Genomic DNA, 18237 nt, shown 5'->3' with positions numbered 1-18237 from the left:
CACAGTGATCTCGATCATGGCACGGGTGAGGTCGGTGTGGGGTTTCGCGCAGGGCTTCCACCCCTGGTCAGCGCCGGTGGTGAGGATCTCAGGCCCCAGCCGCCGCAGGCCGTTCCGGACTGGGACAATGGCCTGGTGACTGTTTCCAAGCACGATGACCGGGATGCCGCGCAGCCCCCTGCCGACCCCTTCGCCGGACCCCGCTCCCGGGCGCTGTTCGCCCGGGCGTCGGACGTCACCCCCGGCGGGGTCAACTCCCCGGTGCGGGCCTTCACCGGTGTCGGTGGCACCCCGCGCTTCATCGCCTCCGCCGCCGGCCCGTGGCTGACCGACGTCGACGGCGCCCGCTACGTGGACCTGATCTGCTCGTGGGGTCCGATGATCCTGGGCCACGCCCACCCCGCCGTGGTGGAGGCCGTGCAGCGCACCGCCACGCAGGGGCTGTCCTTCGGCGCGCCCACCGAGGGCGAGGTGGAGCTGGCCGAGGAGATCGTCCGCCGGGTGGAGCCGGTGCAGCAGGTGCGCCTGGTGAACTCCGGCACCGAGGCCACCATGAGCGCCGTGCGCCTGGCCCGGGGGTTCACCGGTCGCAGCGTCATCGTCAAGTTCGCCGGCTGCTACCACGGCCACGTGGACGCGCTGCTCGCCGACGCCGGCTCCGGCGTGGCCACCCTGGGGCTGCCCACCTCGCCGGGCGTCACCGGCGCCCAGGCCGCCGACACCCTGGTGCTGCCCTACAACGACCTGGACGCCGTGCGCGCGGCCTTCGCCGAGCGGGGCAGCGAGATCGCCTGCGTGATCACCGAGGCCGCCGCCGGCAACATGGGCACCGTGCCGCCGGAGCCGGGCTTCAACGCCGGGCTCAAGCAGCTGTGCGCCGACCACGGCGCCCTGCTGATCATGGACGAGGTCATGACGGGCTTTCGCACCTCCGCCTCGGGCTGGTACGGGGTGGAGGGTGTGGCCGGTGACCTGTACACCTTCGGCAAGGTGATGTCCGGTGGCCTGCCTGCGGCTGCGTTCGGTGGCCGCGCCGACGTGATGAGCCACCTCGCCCCGGCCGGCCCGGTGTACCAGGCGGGCACGCTCTCCGGAAACCCCGTCGCCGTCGCCGCGGGGCTGGCCAACCTGCGCGCCGCCGACGCCGACGTCTACGCCGGCCTCACCCGCAGCTCGGAGCGGCTGCAGGCACTGATCAGCTCCGCGCTGGACGCCGAGGGCGTGGCTCACCAGGTGCAGCGCGCCAGCAGCATGTTCAGCGTCTTCTTCACCGACGCGCCGGTGCGCGACTACGACCAGGTCAGGGCCACCCAGACGTGGCGCTACGCCCCGTTCTTCCACGCCCTGCTGGAGCGCGGCGTGTACGCCCCGCCGAGCGCCTTCGAGACGTGGTTCGTCTCCGCGGCGCTGGACGACGAGGCCTTCGAGGTGATCGCCGATGCCCTGCCGGCAGCGGCCCGCGCCGCTGCGGCGGCCACACAGGAAGCAGGCCAGTGAGCCCCGCCAGCAAGCCCGAGACCGCCCTGCCGCAGAGCCCCCTGCCCCAGGGCTCACCGACCCAGGGCTCGCTGCCCAGGACGATCGTTCACCTGGTCCGCCACGGTGAGGTGCACAACCCCGACGGCATCCTCTACGGCCGCCTGCCCGGGTTCCGGCTGTCCGAGACCGGGCAGGCCCAGGCCCGCAAGGTGGCCTCGGCGCTGTCCGGGCACGACGTCACCTACGTGCTGGCCTCCCCGCTGCAGCGGGCGCAGGAGACGGCCGCGCCGGTCGCCGAGGCGCACGGGCTCACCATCGAGACCGACGACCGGCTGATCGAGGCCGGCAACCAGTTCGAGGGCCTGCGGGTGGCGGTGGGTGACGGCGCGCTGAGCCGGCCGCGGCACTGGAGCAAGCTGCGCGACCCGTTCACCCCGTCGTGGGGCGAGCCGTACCTGGAGATCGCCCACCGCATGCTCGGCGCCGTGCACCGCGCCCGTGCCGCCGCGGAGGGGCACGAGGCGGTGTGCGTCAGCCACCAGCTGCCGGTGTGGACCCTGCGACGCTTCGTGCAGGGTCAGCGGCTCTGGCACGACCCGCGTCGGCGGCAGTGCGGCCTGGCCTCGCTGACCAGCCTCGTCTTCGAGGGCGACGAGATCGTGGACATGGTCTACTCCGAGCCCGCCGGAGCCTCCGACCCCCGGGTCACCGGGGCATGACTGCGCCCGCAACCCGCACGCCCCGCCGCGCCACCGCCGTGCGGGCCAAGGTGTGGACGGCGCTGCTGGCCGGGCTGACCGTGCTGGTCACCGGCTGTGCCACCGGGCAGGACGCGGTGGCCCAGGGCGGCACCTTCGACTTCGTCTCGCCGGGCGGCAAGACCACGCTGACCTACGACCCCGCCGACACCCGCGGCACCATCGGCAACCTGACCGGTCCGGACCTGCTCACCGGCGAGCCGATCACGCTGGGGCAGTTCCAGGACGAGGTGGTGGTGATCAACCTGTGGGGCCAGTGGTGCGGCCCGTGCCGGGCCGAGGCGGGCACCCTGCAGAAGGTCTACGCCGACACCAAGGACACCGGCGTGCAGTTCCTGGGGATCAACGTCAAGGACCCGCAGCAGGACAAGCCGCGCGACTTCGTCCGGGACAACAACATCACCTACCCGTCGATCTACGACCCGTCCATGCGCAGCCTCATCGCGCTGGGCAGCAAGTACCCCACCAGCGTCATCCCCTCCACCATCGTGCTGGACCGCGAGCACCGCGTCGCGGCGGTGTTCCTGCAGACCCTCACCGCCGACGACCTGCTGCCCGTGGTCACCCGGCTCGCCGCCGAGTCGCCGTGACCGTGCTGGCCGAGGGGATCGGCGACAGCTTCCAGAGCACCGCGGCCACCGGGCCGCTGCTGCTCGCGCTCGCGGCGTGCGTGCTGGCCGGCATCGTCTCGTTCGCCTCGCCGTGCGTGGTGCCGCTGGTGCCGGGCTACCTGTCCTACCTGGCCGGCGTGGTGGGCGCCGACGCCCCGGCCGTGACCGCCACCGACACCAAGGTGCGCACCAGCGGACGCTGGCGGGTGGCCGGGGCTGCCGGGCTGTTCGTCGCCGGCTTCACCGTGGTGTTCGTGCTGGCCACCGTGTCGGTGTTCGGCCTTATCTCGGTGCTGCGGCTGAACACCGAGGTGCTGCAGCGGGTGGGCGGGGTGGTCACCATCGTCATGGGGCTGGTCTTCGTCGGCCTGGTCCCCGCCCTGCAGCGCGACACCCGCCCCGAGCCCCGACGCATCCCCGCCCTGGTGGGCGCGCCGCTGCTGGGTGCGGTGTTCGGCCTGGGCTGGACGCCGTGCCTGGGCCCCACGCTGACGGGCGTGCTGTCGGTGGCCGCCGGCACCGAGGGGGCCACCGCGGCCCGGGGCGTGGTGCTGGTGGTGGCCTACTGCCTGGGCCTGGGGCTGCCGTTCGTGGTGCTGGCGCTGGGCTCGACCCGGGCCCTGCGCAGCGTGGGCTGGTTGCGCCGGCACTCCCGCACCATCCAGGTGGTCGGCGGCATCGCGCTGGTGGCGGTGGGCGTCGCCCTGGTCACCGGCACCTGGACAGACCTGGTCGGCTGGCTGCGTGACGGGCCGATCGCCGAAGTGACCCTCCCGATATGAACGAGCTTCCGAATGAGTGAGCGGCCATGACTGTGACTGAGGACCGCCCGCGCCCCGCGCCGGCGTCCCCGCCGAGCGCCCCCCGGCGAGCCTGGGAGCTCGTCCGCAACGCCTGGCGCGTGCTGGTGAGCATGCGCACCGCGCTGATCCTGCTGTTCCTGCTGGCGCTGGGGGCCATCCCCGGCGCGCTGCTGCCCCAGCGCAGCCTGAACGAGGGCAAGGTCGCCGACTACATCGCCGAGCACTCGGTGCTGGGCCCGCTGTTCGACCGGGTGGGGCTGTTCGAGGTCTTCGCGAGCCCCTGGTTCGCCGCCATCTACGTGCTGCTGTTCATCTCCCTGGTGGGCTGCATCCTGCCGCGCACCGTCGAGCACTTCCGGGTGCTGCGCTCGGAGCCGGTGGCCACTCCCCGCAACCTGGCCCGGCTGCCGCACCACCACACCGCCGAGATGGCCACCGACGTGGACAGCGCCGCGGCACTGGTGCAGGACCGGCTGCGCCGCTGGCGCACCGTGCGGCGCACCGAGGTCAGCGGCGAGGTGACCATCTCCGCCGAGCGCGGCTACCTGCGCGAGGCCGGCAACCTGGTCTTCCACCTGTCGCTGGTGGGCCTGCTGGTGGGCATCGCCGCGGGCAAGCTGTTCGGCTACGAGGGGCAGGTCATCTCCATCGCCGACGGCGGCGGAGGTTCCACCTTCTGCAACACCTCCACGGCGGCCTACGACTCCTTCCGGGCCGGGCTCAGCGCCGACGGCACCGGCCTCGAGCCGTTCTGCGTGCGCACCGAGTCCTTCGAGGCGCACTACCTGGAGACCGGTCAGGCCGACTCCTTCCACGCCAAGGTCAGCTACCAGACCGGCGAGGACCTGCAGACCAACACCTGGCGCCCCTACGACCTCAAGGTGAACTCGCCGCTGCGCCTCGGCGGTGAGCGGGTGTACCTGCTGGGCCACGGCTACGCCCCGCGGTTCACCGTCACCTACCCCAACGGCGAGACCCGCACCGACATGGTGCAGTTCCGCCCGGCCGACGCCACCACGCTGCTGTCCGAGGGTGCGCTGCGGATAGACCCACCGGCCGGGATGTACCCCAGCGCGGAGGAGCGCCGCAAGAACCAGCTGGCCATCGAAGGCCTGTTCGCCCCCACCGCGCTGTTCAACGGCACCATCCTGGGCTCGTCGTTCCCCGACCTGCGGGACCCGGCCGTCGCGGTGGACATCTACCGCGGTGACACCGGCCTGGACGCGGGCAAGGCCTCGTCCATCTTCTCCCTGGACCCGCAGCTGGCGGCTGACGGCCGGCTGGTCAAGGAGGAGCGGGTGAACCTGCGCCCGGGCGAGCTCGCCACCCTGCCCGACGGCACCACGGTGAAGCTCGACGGCGTGGAGGAGTGGGTCTCGCTGCAGACCTCCCACGACCCGGCGCAGATGTACGTGCTGGTCTTCGCGCTCACCATGACCGCGGGCCTGATGGTGTCGCTGCTGGTCAAGCGGCGCCGGGTCTGGGCGCGGCTCACCCCGGCCACCGCTACCGACGGGACCCCGACAGGCCGTACCGTCATCGAGCTAGGGGGGCTGGCCCGCACCGACCAGGCGGGCTGGGGCGAGGAGTTCACTCACCTCTCCGAGGAGCTCGTCAGCACCGACGGCCCCGACAACAGCGCCGCGCACTCCCGCAGCACCCAGCCCGGCTCCACCGAGCCCGCGTCACAGTCACCCGATCCAGAGGACGGTCGCTCCTAATGCCCATCGATCCTGACCTGTCGCGCTACAGCGACCTCGCCTTCGGCTCCTCGATCGCGGTCTACATCCTGGCGCTGGTCTTCGTCCTGGTGGACTTCGCCGGCTCGCGCAACGGCGTGCTGCAGTCCCGGGCCGCCGGGTCCCGCACCCGGGAGAAGGCGCTCGTCGGCGCCGGCAGCACGCCGACCGGCCCCGGCCGGGTGGAGGCCGCACCGACCCGTCCGGTCTCGGAGCGCTTCGGCCGCATGGGAGTCGCCCTGGTGGCGCTCGGCATGCTGCTCAACGTCGCCTCCCTGGTGCTGCGCGGCATGGCGGCGAGCCGGGCGCCCTGGGGCAACATGTACGAGTTCGTCTCGCTGATGTGCGCCATCGCGGTGGCGGCGTGGCTGGTGGTGATCCGCAAGCCCGGCATGCGGCAGCTGACCGTCTTCCTGCTCGCCCCGGTGATCTTGCTGATGTTCCTGGCCGGCACCGTCCTGTACGCCCGCACCGCCCCGGTGGTGCCGGCGCTGCGCTCGTACTGGCTGGTCATCCACGTCTCGGTGATCACCGCCTCCACCGCGGTGATGATGGTCTCCGGCGTGGCCAGCCTGCTGTTCCTGCTGCGCCGCCGCCACCCGGCAGGCAGCGAGGGCTCCTCGGCGCTGGGCCGGCTCGCGCTGCGCATGCCCACCGACGCCGCGCTCGACCGGGTTGCCTACCGCACCGCCATCTTCGGCTTCCCGCTGTTCACCGCGGGGGTCATCCTGGGCGCCATCTGGGCGGAGGCAGCCTGGGGCCGGTTCTGGGGCTGGGACCCCAAGGAGACGACGGCCTTCATCGCGTGGGTGCTCTACGCGGCCTACCTGCACGCCCGCGCCACCGCGGGCTGGCGCAACACCCGCGCGGCCTGGATCAACATCGCCGGCCTCGCGGTGATGATGTTCAACCTCTTCTTCATCAACATGGTGGTGTCCGGCCTGCACTCCTACGCAGGGCTCAACTGACCACCACTTCACCTCTGGCACAACGACGCACCGCGGCACTGAGCCGCGGTGCGTCGTTGTTCGTCCTGCCGTTCGGGGGTTGTGCGAGGTTTCCCACACGCCAGCGCAGTCTTCGATAGCGTTGGTGCTGGCCTGCGTTGCCGCTGCGACCAGCGGCAGCACACGTCGGGGTGTGTGGCCGCCGAGCGGAGCGAGGGGAGCAACACGGGTGAGTGACCAGCAGGACCCAGGCCCGGCATCGCCGGGGTGGGCAGAGTCCTCCGCCAATCCGCCCCAACCACCCCAGCACCAGACCTCCCCGCGGGAGCGCCGCGAGCCCCCGGCCGGCGCGCACGGCGGGGGCGGGGCGCACTCGGCGAGCCGGGGCGGCGCGGCCCTGCAGACCGGGCCGATGCCGACGCCGCTGTCCCCGCAGGGCTCGCCCCGGGACCCGCACCCCTCGGCCCCGCCCCAGGCGGCCCCGCCGCTGCAGGTGCCGCAGCAGCCCGCGGTGGGCTACTCCTACGCCGTGCCGCCACAGCCCGCTGTGCCCGACCAGACCCCGCGGGGCACCGGGGAGCGCACGCTCACGGTGGAGGACCTCTCAGCCGCGTCGCTGCTGGCCCAGCCGCGCAGCGTGCCACGCAGCGGCTGGCGCAAGGCCGTGTACCTGGCGTCCGGGCGCACCGTGAACTTCGGCCCCAGCGCCGCCGACCTCGCCCGCGCCGAGCTGGTGGCGCGGATCAACCAGCCACTGCAGGGCTGCTACAAGATCGCCATGCTCAGCCTGAAGGGCGGCGTGGGCAAGACCACCACCACGGTGACCCTGGGCTCCACGTTCGCCTCGCTGCGCGGCGACCGGGTGGTCGCGGTGGACGCCAACCCCGATCGCGGCACGTTGAGCCAGAAGATCCCGCTGGAGACCGCGGCCACGGTGCGGCACTTGCTGCGCGACGCCCACCGGATCACCCGGTACAGCGACGTGCGCGCCTACACCTCGCAGGGGCCCTCCCGGCTGGAGGTGCTGGCCAGCGACAGCGACCCAGCCGTGTCCGAGGCGTTCAGCGAGGAGGACTACCGGCGCACGGTGGACCTGCTCGAGCACTTCTACAACATCGTGCTCACCGACTGCGGCACCGGTCTGATGCACTCGGCGATGAAGGGGGTGCTGGACGAGGCCGACTGCCTGGTGCTGGTCAGCTCCACGTCCATCGACGGTGCCCGCAGCGCGGCGGCCACCCTGGACTGGCTGGACATGCACGGCTACCAGGACCTGGTGCGGCGCTCGGTGGCGGTGATCAACGCGGTGCGCGCCGGGTCGGGCAAGGTCGACGTCAACAAGCTGGTGGAGCACTTCGCTGCCCGGTGCCGCGCGGTGCACGTGCTGCCGTTCGACCCGCACCTGGAGGAGGGCGCGGAGGTCGACCTGGAGCGGCTGCGGCTGGGCACCCGCGCGGCCATGCTGGACCTGGCGGCCACCATCGCCGACGACTTCCCTGCCTTCGCCGCCCGGTAGGGGCGTCTGCAAGTACGCCCTAGCGGCGTCCAGGGAGTCTGCAACCGCTACCGAGTGCGTCGGTAGCGGTGTCGGTGGCGGTAGCGGTGACCCGGCCGGGGCTGCCCCGGAGCGCCGAACGCCGCCCAGCGCGGGGCTGAGCGGCGTTCGGTGGTGGTGATCAGTCTGGCGGGGGGATCGAGTCGGTCTCGCCGTTGCCCCGGCGCCCGTTGCTTCCTGGGTCGAGCCGGCGCAGGAAGTCCGGGTCGTCGTCGGGCCCCACCACCCGCGTGGTGCGGCTGCGGGTGGGCCTGGCCGGCTGTTGGGGGCCGAACGCCTTCCAGCAGAGCGCGGTCAGGGCGACGAGCACGATGATGGCAGCTAGGTAGAGCACGGGCGCACCTCCTGGTGCCAGGCTAGCCCGTCTGCCAGACGCTGCCGGCGACCCCCGGCCGGAGGCCTAGACCGCGTCGCTGGTCGGCTCGGTGGTGAGCGCGGTGATGAGCGCCTGCACCTCGGACTCCCGGAAGCGGCGGTGGCCACCCGGGGTGCGGATGGAGCCGAGTCGACCGGCCGAGGCCCAACGGGTCACGGTCTTGGGATCCACCCGGAACATGGTGGCGACCTCTCCGGGGGTCAGCAAACGCTCCGAGCGCGACGTGGTGACCAGTGGTGTGAGTGCCATGGGGTGCCTCCAGCATTCCAGACGATTCGGACGTGCGCCGTCATAGTGACAGCGAAACCTCCAGGTACTCGAGTGGTTGTGCGCTGGTAAAGAGCAAGTAAGGGGCAAAAGGGACGTCCCGGGCATACGTCCGGCCCGCGTAACCTGGACTCGTGGCGCACTCTGACCCCAGCTCCCCGTCCTCCTCGTCCCCGGCATCTGCGTCTGCGCAGCAGCGGTCCAGCACCCGTTCGGCGGCCGCCGAGCCCCAGCTCGACGTCCGGGTGGCCAAGCGCTCCCTGATGCTCAACGTGCTGGCCTACACCGGCGCGCGGCTGCTCATCGTCGTGGTCGTGGTGGCCATCCTGCTCGGCGCCGCCGCCCTGCTCGACGTGACCATCCCGCTGATCGTGGCACTGGCCATCGGCGTGGTGATCCAGCTGCCCCTGTCGTACGTGCTGCTGGCCCGCCTGCGGGTGCGGCTGGCCGGCGACCTGGACGTGGTGGGCGCCCGCCGCCGCGAGGACAAGGCCCACCTGCGCGCCCAGCTGCGCGGGGACGGCTGAGCGGTGGCCGAGGCCGCGGAGGTCGTCGACCGCTCCGCCTCCCGGGCGTGGGTGGACAACGCCGTGCGGCTGCTGGAGGCCGACGCCCAGCGCAGCGCCGACACCCACCTGCTGCGCTACCCGCTGCCCGAGGAGTGGGGCGTGCAGCTGTACCTGAAGGACGAGTCCACCCACCCGACCGGCAGCCTCAAGCACCGCCTGGCCCGGTCGCTGTTCCTGTACTCCATCTGCAACGGCTGGGTCGGCGAGGGCACCACCGTCATCGAGGCCTCGTCCGGGTCCACCGCCATCAGCGAGGCTTACTTCGCCAAGCTGTTGGGACTGCCCTTCGTCGCGGTGGTGCCCGCCCGCACCAGCCCCGCCAAGCTGGCGCTGATCGAGGAGCAGGGCGGCCGCTGCCACCTGGTGTCGGACCCGTCCACCCTCTACGCGGAGTCGCGACGGCTGGCGCAGGAGAGCACGACCCGCGGCGGCGGGCACTTCATGGACCAGTTCACCCACGCCGAGCGGGCCACCGACTGGCGGGGAAACAACAACATCGCGGAGTCGATCTTCACCCAGATGCGGCTGGAGGAGCACCCGGTGCCCACCTGGGTGGTGGTGGGCGCGGGCACCGGCGGCACCAGCGCCACCATCGGCCGCTACGTGCGCTACCGGCGGCTGGCCACCCGGCTGTGCGTCGTCGACCCGGAGGGCTCGGTGTTCTTCGACGCCTGGCGCAGCGACCAGCCGGAGCTGGTCCGCGCGTGTGGCTCCCGCATCGAGGGCATCGGCCGCCCCCGGGTGGAGCCGTCCTTCGTCGGACAGGTGATCGACCGCATGGAGCGAGTGCCCGACGCCTGCTCCATCGCCGCCGCCCGGCACGCCAGCCGCGCCCTGGGCCGCCGCGTGGGCGGGTCCACCGGCACCAACCTGTGGGGCGCGTTCAGCCTCGTGGCGAACATGGTGGAGCGCGGCCAGCGCGGCAGCGTGGTGACCCTGCTGTGCGACGCCGGCGAGCGCTACGCTGCCACCTACTTCGACGACGACTGGGTGGCCGCCGAGGGCCTCGACCTGGGCCCGGCCACCGCGCAGCTCGCGGAGTTCACCAGCACGGGAGCCTGGCCGCGCTGACCGGAACCGAGCAGGCGGGAGTGCGCCGGACCGTCAGGCGAGGCCGAGCGCCAGCCCGGTGAGCACCGACCACGCCAGCATGGCCAGGCCGGTGTCGCGCAGCGCAGGGATCAGCGCCAGCCCCATCGCCCGCTGCCGCACCGGGGCGTTGGCCTTCCACGCCAGCGGCAGCGCCAGCACGCCCACCAGCGCCCACGGGGTGGCGAAGGCCAGCGCCACGCTGACCAGGAAGGGCACGGCCAGCAGCGCGGCGTGCAGCCCGCGGGTGCCCGGGTCGCCCAGCCGCACGGCCAGGGTGCGCTTGCCGGCGACGGTGTCGGAGGCGATGTCGCGCAGGTTGTTGGCCACCAGCACGGCGCTGGAGAAGGCGCCGACCGCCACGGCCGCGAGCACCCCCACCCAGTCGATGCGCTCCGCCTGCACGTACTGGGTGCCCAGCACGGCGATCAACCCGAAGTACACGAACACCGAGATCTCACCGAAGCCGCTGTAGCCGTACGGGTTCTTGCCACCGGTGTAGTACCAGGCGCCGGCGATGCAGAACGCGCCCACGATGATCAGCCACCAGGCGCTGGACAGGGCCAGGGCGAGGCCGGCCACGCCGGCGACGGCGAAGCACGCCAGGGCGGCCAGCTTCACCGCACGCGGGCTGGCGACCTTGGATCCCACCAGGCGCAGCGGGCCCACCCGCTCGTCGTCGGTGCCGCGGATGCCGTCGGAGTAGTCGTTGGCGAAGTTCACGCCGATGATCAGCGCCAGCGCCACCACCAGGGCCAGCAGCGCCTTCCACCACACCGCGCCGGGTGCGCCGTCGTGCCCGAGCGCCGCCGCGGCACCGGTTCCCACGATCACCGGTGCGATCGCGTTGGGCAGGGTGCGGGGTCGGGCCCCCTCGATCCATTCAGCAGTGGTGGCCATGGGCTGATTCTCTCAGGCGGCGCCGACGGTCCGCGTCCCCTGCCCGCCTGGGGGCTAGTGCTCGGTCGCTCCCAGCTGGTCGGCGAGGCCGCGCCGGTCCACCTTGCCGGGCCCGCGCAGCGGCAGCGTGTCCACCAGGTGCAGCTGCTTGGGGGCGGCGGTGGGGTCCAGCGTCAACGCCACGTGGGCGCGCACCTCGGCCAGGGTGGGCGCGGCGGCCGGGTTGTGCGGCACCACCACCGCCACCACCCGCTGGCCCCACTGCTCGTCGGCCACGCCCACCACGGCGCACTCGCGAACGTTCGGGTGGGTGGCCAGCGCCGCCTCCACCACCTGGGGCAGCACGGTGAGCCCGCCGGTGGTGATGGCGTCGTCCAGGCGTCCGTGCACGGTGAGCACCCCGTCGGTGACGGTGCCCGCGTCGTCGGTGCGGAACCAGCCGGGCTCGGCGAAGGCGGGATGGTCGGGCTGGTTGCGATAGCCCAGGGCCAGCGGGGCACCGCCCAGCAGCACCCGGCCGTCCTCGATGCGCACCCGCACGCCGTCCAGCGGCACGCCGTCGTAGACGCACCCCCCGCAGGTCTCGCTCATCCCGTAGGTGAGCACCACGGCGATGCCCGCCTGCTCGGCGGCGGCGCGCAGCGCCGGGGGAGTGGCGGCACCGCCCAGCAGCAGCGCGTCCAGCTCGGCCAGCGCAGCGGTGGCCTCGGGGTGCTCCAGCGCTCGCACCAGCTGGGTGGGCACCAGGGAGGTGTAGCGACGCCCGGGGCCCATGGCGGCGACCGCGGCGGGCAGCAGCGCGGGGTCGAAGCCGTCGGCGGTGGGCAGCACGGTGGGGGTGGTGCCGGCCAGCACGGAGCGCAGCAGCACCTGCATGCCGGCCACGTGGTGCGGGGCCAGGGCCAGCAGCCACGAGCCCGGCCCGCCCAGGCGCTCGTGGGTGGCCTCCCCGCTGGCTCGCAGCGCGGCGGCGGAGAGCATCGCGCCCTTGGGGGTGCCGGTGGAGCCGGAGGTGGCCATCACCAGCGCCACCTCCTCGGCGATGGGGGTGTCCACCGCCAGCGCCCCGGCCAGCCGGGCGGTCTCCCGCGCGTCGCCGGCGGGGACGGGCAGCCAGGCGGGGCCGGCACCCTGCAGCGCCGCGGCCAGCACCGGCAGCAGGTCGAGCACCTGCTCGCCGGCGGGCATCGGCAGCGCCCGCAGCGGGTGGGTCACGAGCGGGTGTCGCGCCGCAGCGGGTGGTCGGCGGGAACCTCGACGAAGACCAGGCGTACCCCGTCGGGGTCGCTCACCCACATCTCGTGCAGCCCCCACGGCTCCTGCCGGGGCTCGCGGTCGATGGTCACCCCCTTCTCGGCCAGCTCGGCGGCCGTGGCGGCCAGGTCACGCACCTGCAGCCACACCACCGTGCTGGCCGAGCCTTGCCTGTCGGTGTCCGAGCCGTGCCCGGAGACCTCCAGCAGGCCCTGGCCCAGGTAGAACACCGTGCCGCCGGGAAACTCCCGGCCGATGGCCAGGCCCAGGGTGTCGCGGTAGAAGCGCACCGACGCCTCCGGGTCGGCCGGGCGCAGGATGATGCGGCTGTTCAGGATCTCCACTACGGCAACACCTTTCAGGTGGTGAGCGGTGTCGGGGTGCTCAGAAGTACCAGGGGTAGGGCGACCAGTCCGGGTCGCGCTTCTCCAGGAAGGAGTCCCGGCCCTCCACGGCCTCGTCGGTCATGTAGGCGAGCCGGGTGGCCTCGCCGGCGAAGAGCTGCTGGCCCACCAACCCGTCGTCGGGAAGGTTGAAGGCGTACTTCAGCATCCGCTGCGCGGTGGGGGACTTGCCGTTGATCTCCGCGCCCCACTGGATGGCGGTGGCCTCCAGCTCGGCGTGGTCGACCACCTCGTTCACCGCGCCCATCCGCTGCATCTGCTCACCGGTGTAGGCCCGCCCCAGGTGGAAGATCTCCCGCGCGTTCTTCTGCCCCACCAGCTTGGCCAGGTACGCCGAGCCGTAGCCGCCGTCGAAGCTGCCCACGTCGGCATCGGTCTGCTTGAACCGGGCGTGCTCGCGGCTGGCCAGCGTCAGGTCGCACACCACGTGCAGGCTGTGCCCGCCGCCGGCTGCCCAGCCGTTGACCACCGCGATGACCACCTTGGGCATGAAGCGGATGAGCCGCTGCACCTCCAGGATGTGCAGCCGGCCGGCGCGGGCGGGGTCCACCGTCTCCGCGGTGTCACCGCCGGCGTACTGGTAGCCGCTGCGGCCCCGGATGCGCTGGTCGCCGCCGGAGCAGAACGCCCACCCGCCGTCCTTGGGGCTGGGGCCGTTGCCGGTGAGCAGCACGCAGCCCACGTCGGAGGTCATCCGGGCGTGGTCCAGGGCGCGGTAGAGCTCGTCCACGGTGTGCGGCCGGAAGGCGTTGCGCACCTCGGGCCGGTCGAAGGCGACGCGGACGGTCCCGTCGGTGACGTGCCGGTGGTAGGTGATGTCGGTGAGGTTGTCGAAGCCGGGCACCGTGCGCCACACGCTGGGGTCGAAGGTCATGGGCATCACCCTAGTTCGGGGCCGCCGCCGGGTTTCCGGCCCACAGCACCCGTCAGCGCCGCCGGATGGGCAGGATGAGGGGCATGTCGAGCGCCGTCTCTCCGAGTGCCGTGCCACTGCCCAGCCTGGACGAGGTGGTCGCGCAGCTGCACGTGGTGGCGCTGCCGCTGCAGGTGCGCTTCCGCGGGATCGATGTGCGGGAGGTGTCGCTGCTGCGCGGGCCCGCTGGCTGGGGGGAGTTCGCCCCGTTCACCGAGTACGACGACGCGGAGTCGGCGTGGTGGCTGGCCGCCGCCCTGGAGTCCGCGTGGTGGGGCCCGCCGCCGGCGCTGCGCGAGCAGGTGACGGTCAACGCCACCGTCCCCGCGGTGCCGGCCGAGCAGGTGCCCGCGGTGCTCGCGCGCTTCCCCGGCTGCACCACCGCCAAGGTCAAGGTGGCCGAGCGCGGGCAGGCCCTGGCCGACGACCTGGCCCGGGTGGCGGCGGTGCGCCGGCTGGTGCCCACCGTGCGGGTGGACGCCAACGGCGGCTGGGCTCCGCACGAGGCGCTGGGCGCACTGGTGGCGCTGCACGAGCAGGGTCCGCTGGAGTACGCCGAGCAGCCCTGCGCCAGTGTGGCGGAGCTGGCCGACCTGCGGGTGCGCCTGCGCGCGGCCGGTGCCGACGTGCCGGTGGCTGCCGACGAGAGCATCCGCCGGGCCGAGGACCCGCTGCGGGTGGCGCAGGCCGGCGCGGCCGACGTGGCCGTGCTCAAGGTGCCGCCGCTGGGCGGGATGCGGCGGGTGCTGGCCCTGGCGAGGGTGCTGCGGCGCGAGCACGGGCTGCCGGTGGTGGTCTCCAGCGCGCTGGACTCCGCGGTGGGCATCGGCGCCGGCCTGGCGGCGGCGGCGGCGCTGCCGGACCTGGAGCACGCCTGCGGGCTGGCCACCGGCGGACTGCTCACCGAGGACGTCACCGCGCCGGTGCGCCCGGTGGGCGGGGTGCTACCGGTGCGCTCGGTGCACCCCGACCTCGACCGGCTGCAGGCGCTGGCGGTGGCCCCCGACCGCGAGCACTGGTGGCGGGAGCGGATCAGTCGCGCCCACGCCCGGCTGGCGGCGGGCCACCCGGCGTGGCCCCCGCCGGGCCTGGCCTGAGCAGCCGCGCGAGCCCCCGAGCCAGGGCCGGAGCGACGGCGAGCATGAGCACCACCCGCACCACCTGCACGGCGAGGACGAAGGTGACGTCCACCCCGCCGTCGCGCGCGGTGGCCAGCACCGCGTAGAGCCCGCCAGGGGTGGTGGCCAGGTAGCCGGTGAGCTGGCTGACCCCGGCCAGCTCGGCCAGCAGGGCACCCAGCGCCGCGCACGCCAGCAGCGCCACCCCGATGAGCAGCATCGCCAGCGGCAGGATGCGCCGGATCTGCTGCAGGCTCTGCCGGGTGAAGCGCAGGCCCGCCTGCAGGCCGATCACCACGTAGGCCAGCACCGCCAGCGCGGCCGGGGCGGTGGCGTCGAACGACCAGCCGGCCACCGTGAGCACCGCAGCCACGGCCAGCGGGCCCAGCAGCGCACCCGCCGGCAGGTGCGCCAGCCGACCCAGCGGCAGCCCCACCGCGCAGCACACCACCAGGAACACCACGTCCAGGTACCAGGCGGCACCTGCGGCAGCCTCCGGCTGGGCGCCACCACCGGGGTGGAACACCACCGCGACGGCCAGCGGCATCAGCGCGATCACCAGCACCACCCGCAGGTACTGCACCACGGCCACCACCCGGTCGTCGGCGCCCAGCTCCCGGCTGATCGCGGTGAGCCCGGAGGCGCCGCCGGCGGTGAGCGCCAGCGACCCGGTGAGCGGGTCCACGTCGCGGTGCAGCCCCAGCAGCAGCCCGCCGCCCACGCTCAGCGCCAGGGTGGCCAGGCTCACCCCGAGCACCGGCAGCCAGGAGTGGCCCACCGCCACCAAGGTGTCGCTGCGCACCAGCGCGCCGATCACCACGCCGAGCACGGCCTGGGCCCCGCGCATCGCCCAGGACGGCACCGGGGCGGGGGCGTGCCCGCTGAGGGCGAAGACGATGCCCACCAGCAGCGCTCCCACCAGCGCCGGCGACGGCACCCCCAGCAGCGCCAGGCCCGCCACCACCGCAGCCGTCGCCACGGCCAGCGGCAGCCAGCGCCGGATCACCGCCCACCAGCGTGCTGGAGCGGACCCCTGCTGCCCGCGGCGGGGCATCACCCCTTCCGGTAGTGGCCCGGCCACTGCTCCACGGGGATGCGGGTGATCTCGCGGACCTGCGGCGGTTCCCCCCACTCGTCGCGGCCCAGCCGGCTCAGCGGCGCCAGCCGGTCCAGCGTGGGCAACCCGTCCTCGCCCAGGGTCTCGGTGTGCACCGCGGCGTGCAGCACGTCGCCCAGCACCAGGAAGCAGCTGCCCACCTCCACCACCTGCCGCAGCCGGCACTCCAGCGCCACCGGTGAGGAGGCCACCCGCGGCGGGGCCACGGTGCGGCTGGGCTCGCGGACCAGGCCCACCGTGTCGAACTCGCTGGTGTCGTCGTCGAAGTCGGTACCGGTGGCGTTGACCTGCTCGAACAGTGGCTCGGGGGTCAGGCACACCACGAACTCACCGGTGGCCTCGATGTTGCGCAGGCTGTCCTTGCGCCCCACGGAGGTGAACTGCACCACCGGCGGTGCCACCCCGGCGACGGTGAAGAAGCTGTGCGGAGCCAGGTTGTCCACGCCCGCCGCGGACCGGGTGGACACCCAGGCGATGGGCCGGGGCACGACCACCGAGGTCATCAGCTGGTAGAAGCGTCTGGTGCCCGTCTCGGCGGGATCGAAGTCGGTTCGCACCCGGCTAACGCTGCCACGTCGCAGAGCCCCCAGCCATCTCTGCCAGTCTCTCTGGTGTGAATCCGTCTTCCGTGCAGGCTCAGGTGCTCGTGGACGAGCTGGTGCGTGGCGGCGTGCGCGAGGCGGTGCTGTGTCCCGGCTCGCGCAACGCCCCGCTGTCCTACGCGCTGCACGAGGCCGACCGCGCCGGGCAGCTGCGGCTGCACGTGCGCATCGACGAGCGCAGCGCCGGCTTCCTCGCCCTGGGCCTGGCCCGCGCATCGGCCACCCCGGTGCCGGTGTGCACCACCTCCGGCACTGCGGTGGCCAATCTGCACCCGGCGGTGCTGGAGGCCTCGCACTCCCGGGTGCCGCTGGTGGTGCTCAGCGCCGACCGGCCGCCGGAGCTGCTGGGCACCGGGGCCAACCAGACCGTGCGCCAGGACGCGATGTTCGGCGACACGGTGCGCCTCGGGGTGACGCTGAGCCCGGCCACCGACAACCCGGGCCCCCAGCACGAGGCGGGGCAGAACGCGCGCTGGCGCTCGGCGGTGTGCCGTGTGCTCGCCGCGGCCACCGGCGCCCGCGACGGCAACGCCGGACCGGTGCACCTCAACGTGGGCCTGCGCGAGCCGCTGGTGCCGGACGGGCCGCTGGGCCCGGTGCCCTGGCCCGGTCGCGCCGACGGCGGGCCCTGGTCGGCGGTGGCCCCGGCCCGGGTGGACGCCCCGGTGGAGGTGGACCTGTCCGTGCCCACCCTGGTGGTGGCCGGCGACGGGGCCGTGGCGCTGCCCGAGCTGGCCGCGGTGCCCACGGTGGCCGAGCCCTCCGCGCCCGCCCCGGTGCTGCCGGTGCACCCGCTGGCGCTCGGCGCGACGGCACGGCTGCGCCCGCAGCAGGTGGTGGTCACCGGCCGGCCCACCCTGCACCGCCCGGTGCTGAGCCTGCTCGGCGCTGACGACGTCGCGGTGCACGTGGTCACCCAGGGCACCGCGTGGACCGACGTCGCCGGCACCGCTCGCTCGGTGGGCACGCGGGTGGTGGCTCGCGGCGCGCCCAGCCAGGAGTGGACGCAGGGCTGGGCCCGCGCCTCCAGCGCGGCCGAGCAGCACGTGGCGCAGCAGCTGACGACCTGGCTGGCGGCCGGCTCCGCCACCGGACTGCACGTGGCCCGGGTGGTGGCCGACAGCCTGCGCTCGGGCGACCTGCTGGTGCTGGGCTCGTCCAACCCGGTGCGCGACGCCGCCTACGCGGGGCTGCCCAAGCCGGGGGTGCGGGTGCTGGCCAACCGCGGGGTGGCCGGCATCGACGGCACGGTGTCCACCGCTCTCGGGGCTGCGCTGGCCCACGCCGCGGGCCACCACGTGCCGGGCTCGCGCACCGTGGCGCTGATGGGTGACCTGACCTTCCTGCACGACAGCGGGGGGCTGCTCGCCGGGCCGCAGGAGCCGCGCGCCGACCTGACCATCGTGGTGCCCAACGACGACGGCGGCGGCATCTTCGGGCTGCTGGAGCAGGGTGCGCCCGAGCACGCCGGTGCCTTCGAGCGGGTCTTCGGTACTGCGCACGGCACCGACCTGGGTGCGCTGTGCGCCGCGCACGGGGTGGCCCATCGCCGGGTGGACCTGGTGGAGCTGGCTGCGGAGCTGGTCGAGGCGCCCCGAGGGGTGAGCTCGCCCAGGCTGCGTGTGCTGGAGGTGGCCACCACGCGGACCGACCTTCGCGTCCTGCACAGCCGGTTGCGCGTTCCGACCACGTGAACCGCCCGGGGGTGGCACGGTCGTGAGATTGCGGTGAGACTG

The 18237-nt window shown here is 73.8% G+C and carries 19 protein-coding genes; 11 read left to right on the top strand and 8 right to left on the bottom strand.

Annotation, left to right across the window (positions count from 1 at the left end; genetic code table 11):
• Positions 1-213 precede the first annotated feature (213 nt).
• The 7 genes from hemL (at position 214) to AC3YNX_RS01760 (ending at position 7853) form a co-directional block, all read left to right on the top strand.
• Positions 214-1497, top strand: a complete 1284-nt coding sequence (gene hemL, locus AC3YNX_RS01790) for a glutamate-1-semialdehyde 2,1-aminomutase (RefSeq protein ID WP_489994965.1) — start codon at positions 214-216, stop codon at positions 1495-1497.
• A 41-nt stretch (positions 1498-1538) separates the two neighbouring features.
• Positions 1539-2198, top strand: a complete 660-nt coding sequence (locus tag AC3YNX_RS01785; RefSeq protein WP_127784938.1) for a histidine phosphatase family protein — start codon at positions 1539-1541, stop codon at positions 2196-2198.
• A complete protein-coding gene (locus AC3YNX_RS01780) occupies positions 2195-2827 on the top strand; it encodes a TlpA disulfide reductase family protein (RefSeq protein ID WP_489981925.1) in 633 nt (210 codons plus the stop codon). Before AC3YNX_RS01785 ends, AC3YNX_RS01780 begins: the two co-directional genes overlap by 4 nt.
• Complete coding sequence (locus AC3YNX_RS01775; protein ID WP_127784054.1) at positions 2824-3630, top strand: cytochrome c biogenesis CcdA family protein; 807 nt, start codon at positions 2824-2826, stop codon at positions 3628-3630. The genes AC3YNX_RS01780 and AC3YNX_RS01775 overlap by 4 nt, the downstream gene beginning before the upstream one ends.
• Positions 3631-3656: 26 nt before the next feature.
• Positions 3657-5372, top strand: coding sequence for a cytochrome c biogenesis protein ResB (gene resB / locus AC3YNX_RS01770; protein ID WP_489994418.1), 1716 nt, complete (start codon positions 3657-3659; stop codon positions 5370-5372).
• Complete coding sequence (gene ccsB / locus AC3YNX_RS01765; RefSeq protein WP_127784052.1) at positions 5372-6358, top strand: c-type cytochrome biogenesis protein CcsB; 987 nt, start codon at positions 5372-5374, stop codon at positions 6356-6358. Before resB ends, ccsB begins: the two co-directional genes overlap by 1 nt.
• 208 nt (positions 6359-6566) lie before the next feature.
• Complete coding sequence (locus AC3YNX_RS01760; protein WP_489994417.1) at positions 6567-7853, top strand: MinD/ParA family ATP-binding protein; 1287 nt, start codon at positions 6567-6569, stop codon at positions 7851-7853.
• A 160-nt stretch (positions 7854-8013) separates the two neighbouring features.
• On the opposite strand, the gene AC3YNX_RS01755 is transcribed toward AC3YNX_RS01760, so the two are convergent.
• Positions 8014-8226 (bottom strand): hypothetical protein, encoded by a 213-nt coding sequence (locus AC3YNX_RS01755; protein WP_127784051.1) that lies wholly within the window; start codon positions 8224-8226, stop codon positions 8014-8016.
• 66 nt (positions 8227-8292) lie between these two features.
• A complete protein-coding gene (locus AC3YNX_RS01750) occupies positions 8293-8517 on the bottom strand; it encodes a BldC family transcriptional regulator (RefSeq protein ID WP_127784050.1) in 225 nt (74 codons plus the stop codon).
• A 152-nt stretch (positions 8518-8669) separates the two neighbouring features.
• Here AC3YNX_RS01750 and AC3YNX_RS01745 point away from each other — a divergent pair, with 152 nt between their 5' ends.
• Positions 8670-9062: a DUF4229 domain-containing protein gene (locus tag AC3YNX_RS01745; protein WP_489994416.1), complete on the top strand. Its 393-nt coding sequence runs from the start codon at positions 8670-8672 to the stop codon at positions 9060-9062.
• Positions 9063-9065: 3 nt separating this feature from the next.
• Positions 9066-10175 (top strand): L-cysteine desulfhydrase Cds1, encoded by a 1110-nt coding sequence (cds1, locus tag AC3YNX_RS01740; protein ID WP_489994415.1) that lies wholly within the window; start codon positions 9066-9068, stop codon positions 10173-10175.
• Positions 10176-10208: 33 nt separating this feature from the next.
• Here cds1 and AC3YNX_RS01735 read toward each other — a convergent pair whose 3' ends face one another.
• The 4 genes from AC3YNX_RS01735 to AC3YNX_RS01720 are packed head-to-tail and all read right to left on the bottom strand — an operon-like array spanning position 10209 to position 13625.
• Complete coding sequence (locus tag AC3YNX_RS01735) at positions 10209-11093, bottom strand: 1,4-dihydroxy-2-naphthoate polyprenyltransferase (protein WP_127784047.1); 885 nt, start codon at positions 11091-11093, stop codon at positions 10209-10211.
• A gap of 54 nt (positions 11094-11147) precedes the next feature.
• Positions 11148-12281 carry an o-succinylbenzoate--CoA ligase gene (gene menE, locus AC3YNX_RS01730; RefSeq protein WP_489994964.1) on the bottom strand — a complete coding sequence of 378 codons (1134 nt, stop codon included), beginning with the start codon at positions 12279-12281 and terminating at the stop codon, positions 11148-11150.
• A 23-nt stretch (positions 12282-12304) separates the two neighbouring features.
• Positions 12305-12691: a VOC family protein gene (locus AC3YNX_RS01725; protein ID WP_489994414.1), complete on the bottom strand. Its 387-nt coding sequence runs from the start codon at positions 12689-12691 to the stop codon at positions 12305-12307.
• A 40-nt stretch (positions 12692-12731) separates the two neighbouring features.
• A complete protein-coding gene (locus AC3YNX_RS01720) occupies positions 12732-13625 on the bottom strand; it encodes a 1,4-dihydroxy-2-naphthoyl-CoA synthase (protein ID WP_489994413.1) in 894 nt (297 codons plus the stop codon).
• 83 nt (positions 13626-13708) lie between these two features.
• On the opposite strand from AC3YNX_RS01720, the gene AC3YNX_RS01715 reads away from it, so the two are divergent.
• Positions 13709-14761 carry an o-succinylbenzoate synthase gene (locus AC3YNX_RS01715; RefSeq protein WP_489994412.1) on the top strand — a complete coding sequence of 351 codons (1053 nt, stop codon included), beginning with the start codon at positions 13709-13711 and terminating at the stop codon, positions 14759-14761.
• On the opposite strand, the gene AC3YNX_RS01710 is transcribed toward AC3YNX_RS01715, so the two are convergent.
• Both AC3YNX_RS01710 and AC3YNX_RS01705 read right to left on the bottom strand, forming a co-directional pair.
• The gene (locus AC3YNX_RS01710; RefSeq protein ID WP_489994411.1) at positions 14697-15788 is read right to left on the bottom strand and encodes an AbrB family transcriptional regulator; all 1092 of its coding nucleotides are present in this window, start codon (positions 15786-15788) and stop codon (positions 14697-14699) included. The genes AC3YNX_RS01715 and AC3YNX_RS01710 overlap by 65 nt on opposite strands.
• Before the next feature lie 47 nt (positions 15789-15835).
• Positions 15836-16456: a flavin reductase family protein gene (locus AC3YNX_RS01705; RefSeq protein WP_489994410.1), complete on the bottom strand. Its 621-nt coding sequence runs from the start codon at positions 16454-16456 to the stop codon at positions 15836-15838.
• A 56-nt stretch (positions 16457-16512) separates the two neighbouring features.
• Here AC3YNX_RS01705 and menD point away from each other — a divergent pair, with 56 nt between their 5' ends.
• Positions 16513-18195 carry a 2-succinyl-5-enolpyruvyl-6-hydroxy-3-cyclohexene-1-carboxylic-acid synthase gene (menD, locus tag AC3YNX_RS01700; RefSeq protein WP_489994409.1) on the top strand — a complete coding sequence of 561 codons (1683 nt, stop codon included), beginning with the start codon at positions 16513-16515 and terminating at the stop codon, positions 18193-18195.
• Positions 18196-18237: the final 42 nt, after the last annotated feature.

It is taken from the genome of Rhodococcus sp. Z13_19A (assembly GCF_058133575.1).
The sequence above is the reverse complement of the archived record's forward strand: the minus strand, read 5'-3'. Positions and strand labels throughout refer to the sequence as shown.

Bases quoted from the DNA above. Each gene is read 5' to 3' on its own strand.
- AC3YNX_RS01735 (WP_127784047.1), bottom strand. From the start codon at position 11,093: ATGGCCACCACTGCTGAATGGATCGAGGGGGCCCGACCCCGCACCCTG.
- AC3YNX_RS01720 (WP_489994413.1), bottom strand. From the start codon at position 13,625: ATGACCTTCGACCCCAGCGTGTGGCGCACGGTGCCCGGCTTCGACAAC.
- ccsB (WP_127784052.1), top strand. From the start codon at position 5,372: ATGCCCATCGATCCTGACCTGTCGCGCTACAGCGACCTCGCCTTCGGC.
- AC3YNX_RS01780 (WP_489981925.1), top strand. From the start codon at position 2,195: ATGACTGCGCCCGCAACCCGCACGCCCCGCCGCGCCACCGCCGTGCGG.
- resB (WP_489994418.1), top strand. From the start codon at position 3,657: ATGACTGTGACTGAGGACCGCCCGCGCCCCGCGCCGGCGTCCCCGCCG.
- AC3YNX_RS01750 (WP_127784050.1), bottom strand. From the start codon at position 8,517: ATGGCACTCACACCACTGGTCACCACGTCGCGCTCGGAGCGTTTGCTG.
- AC3YNX_RS01715 (WP_489994412.1), top strand. From the start codon at position 13,709: ATGTCGAGCGCCGTCTCTCCGAGTGCCGTGCCACTGCCCAGCCTGGAC.
- menE (WP_489994964.1), bottom strand. From the start codon at position 12,281: ATGCCCGCCGGCGAGCAGGTGCTCGACCTGCTGCCGGTGCTGGCCGCG.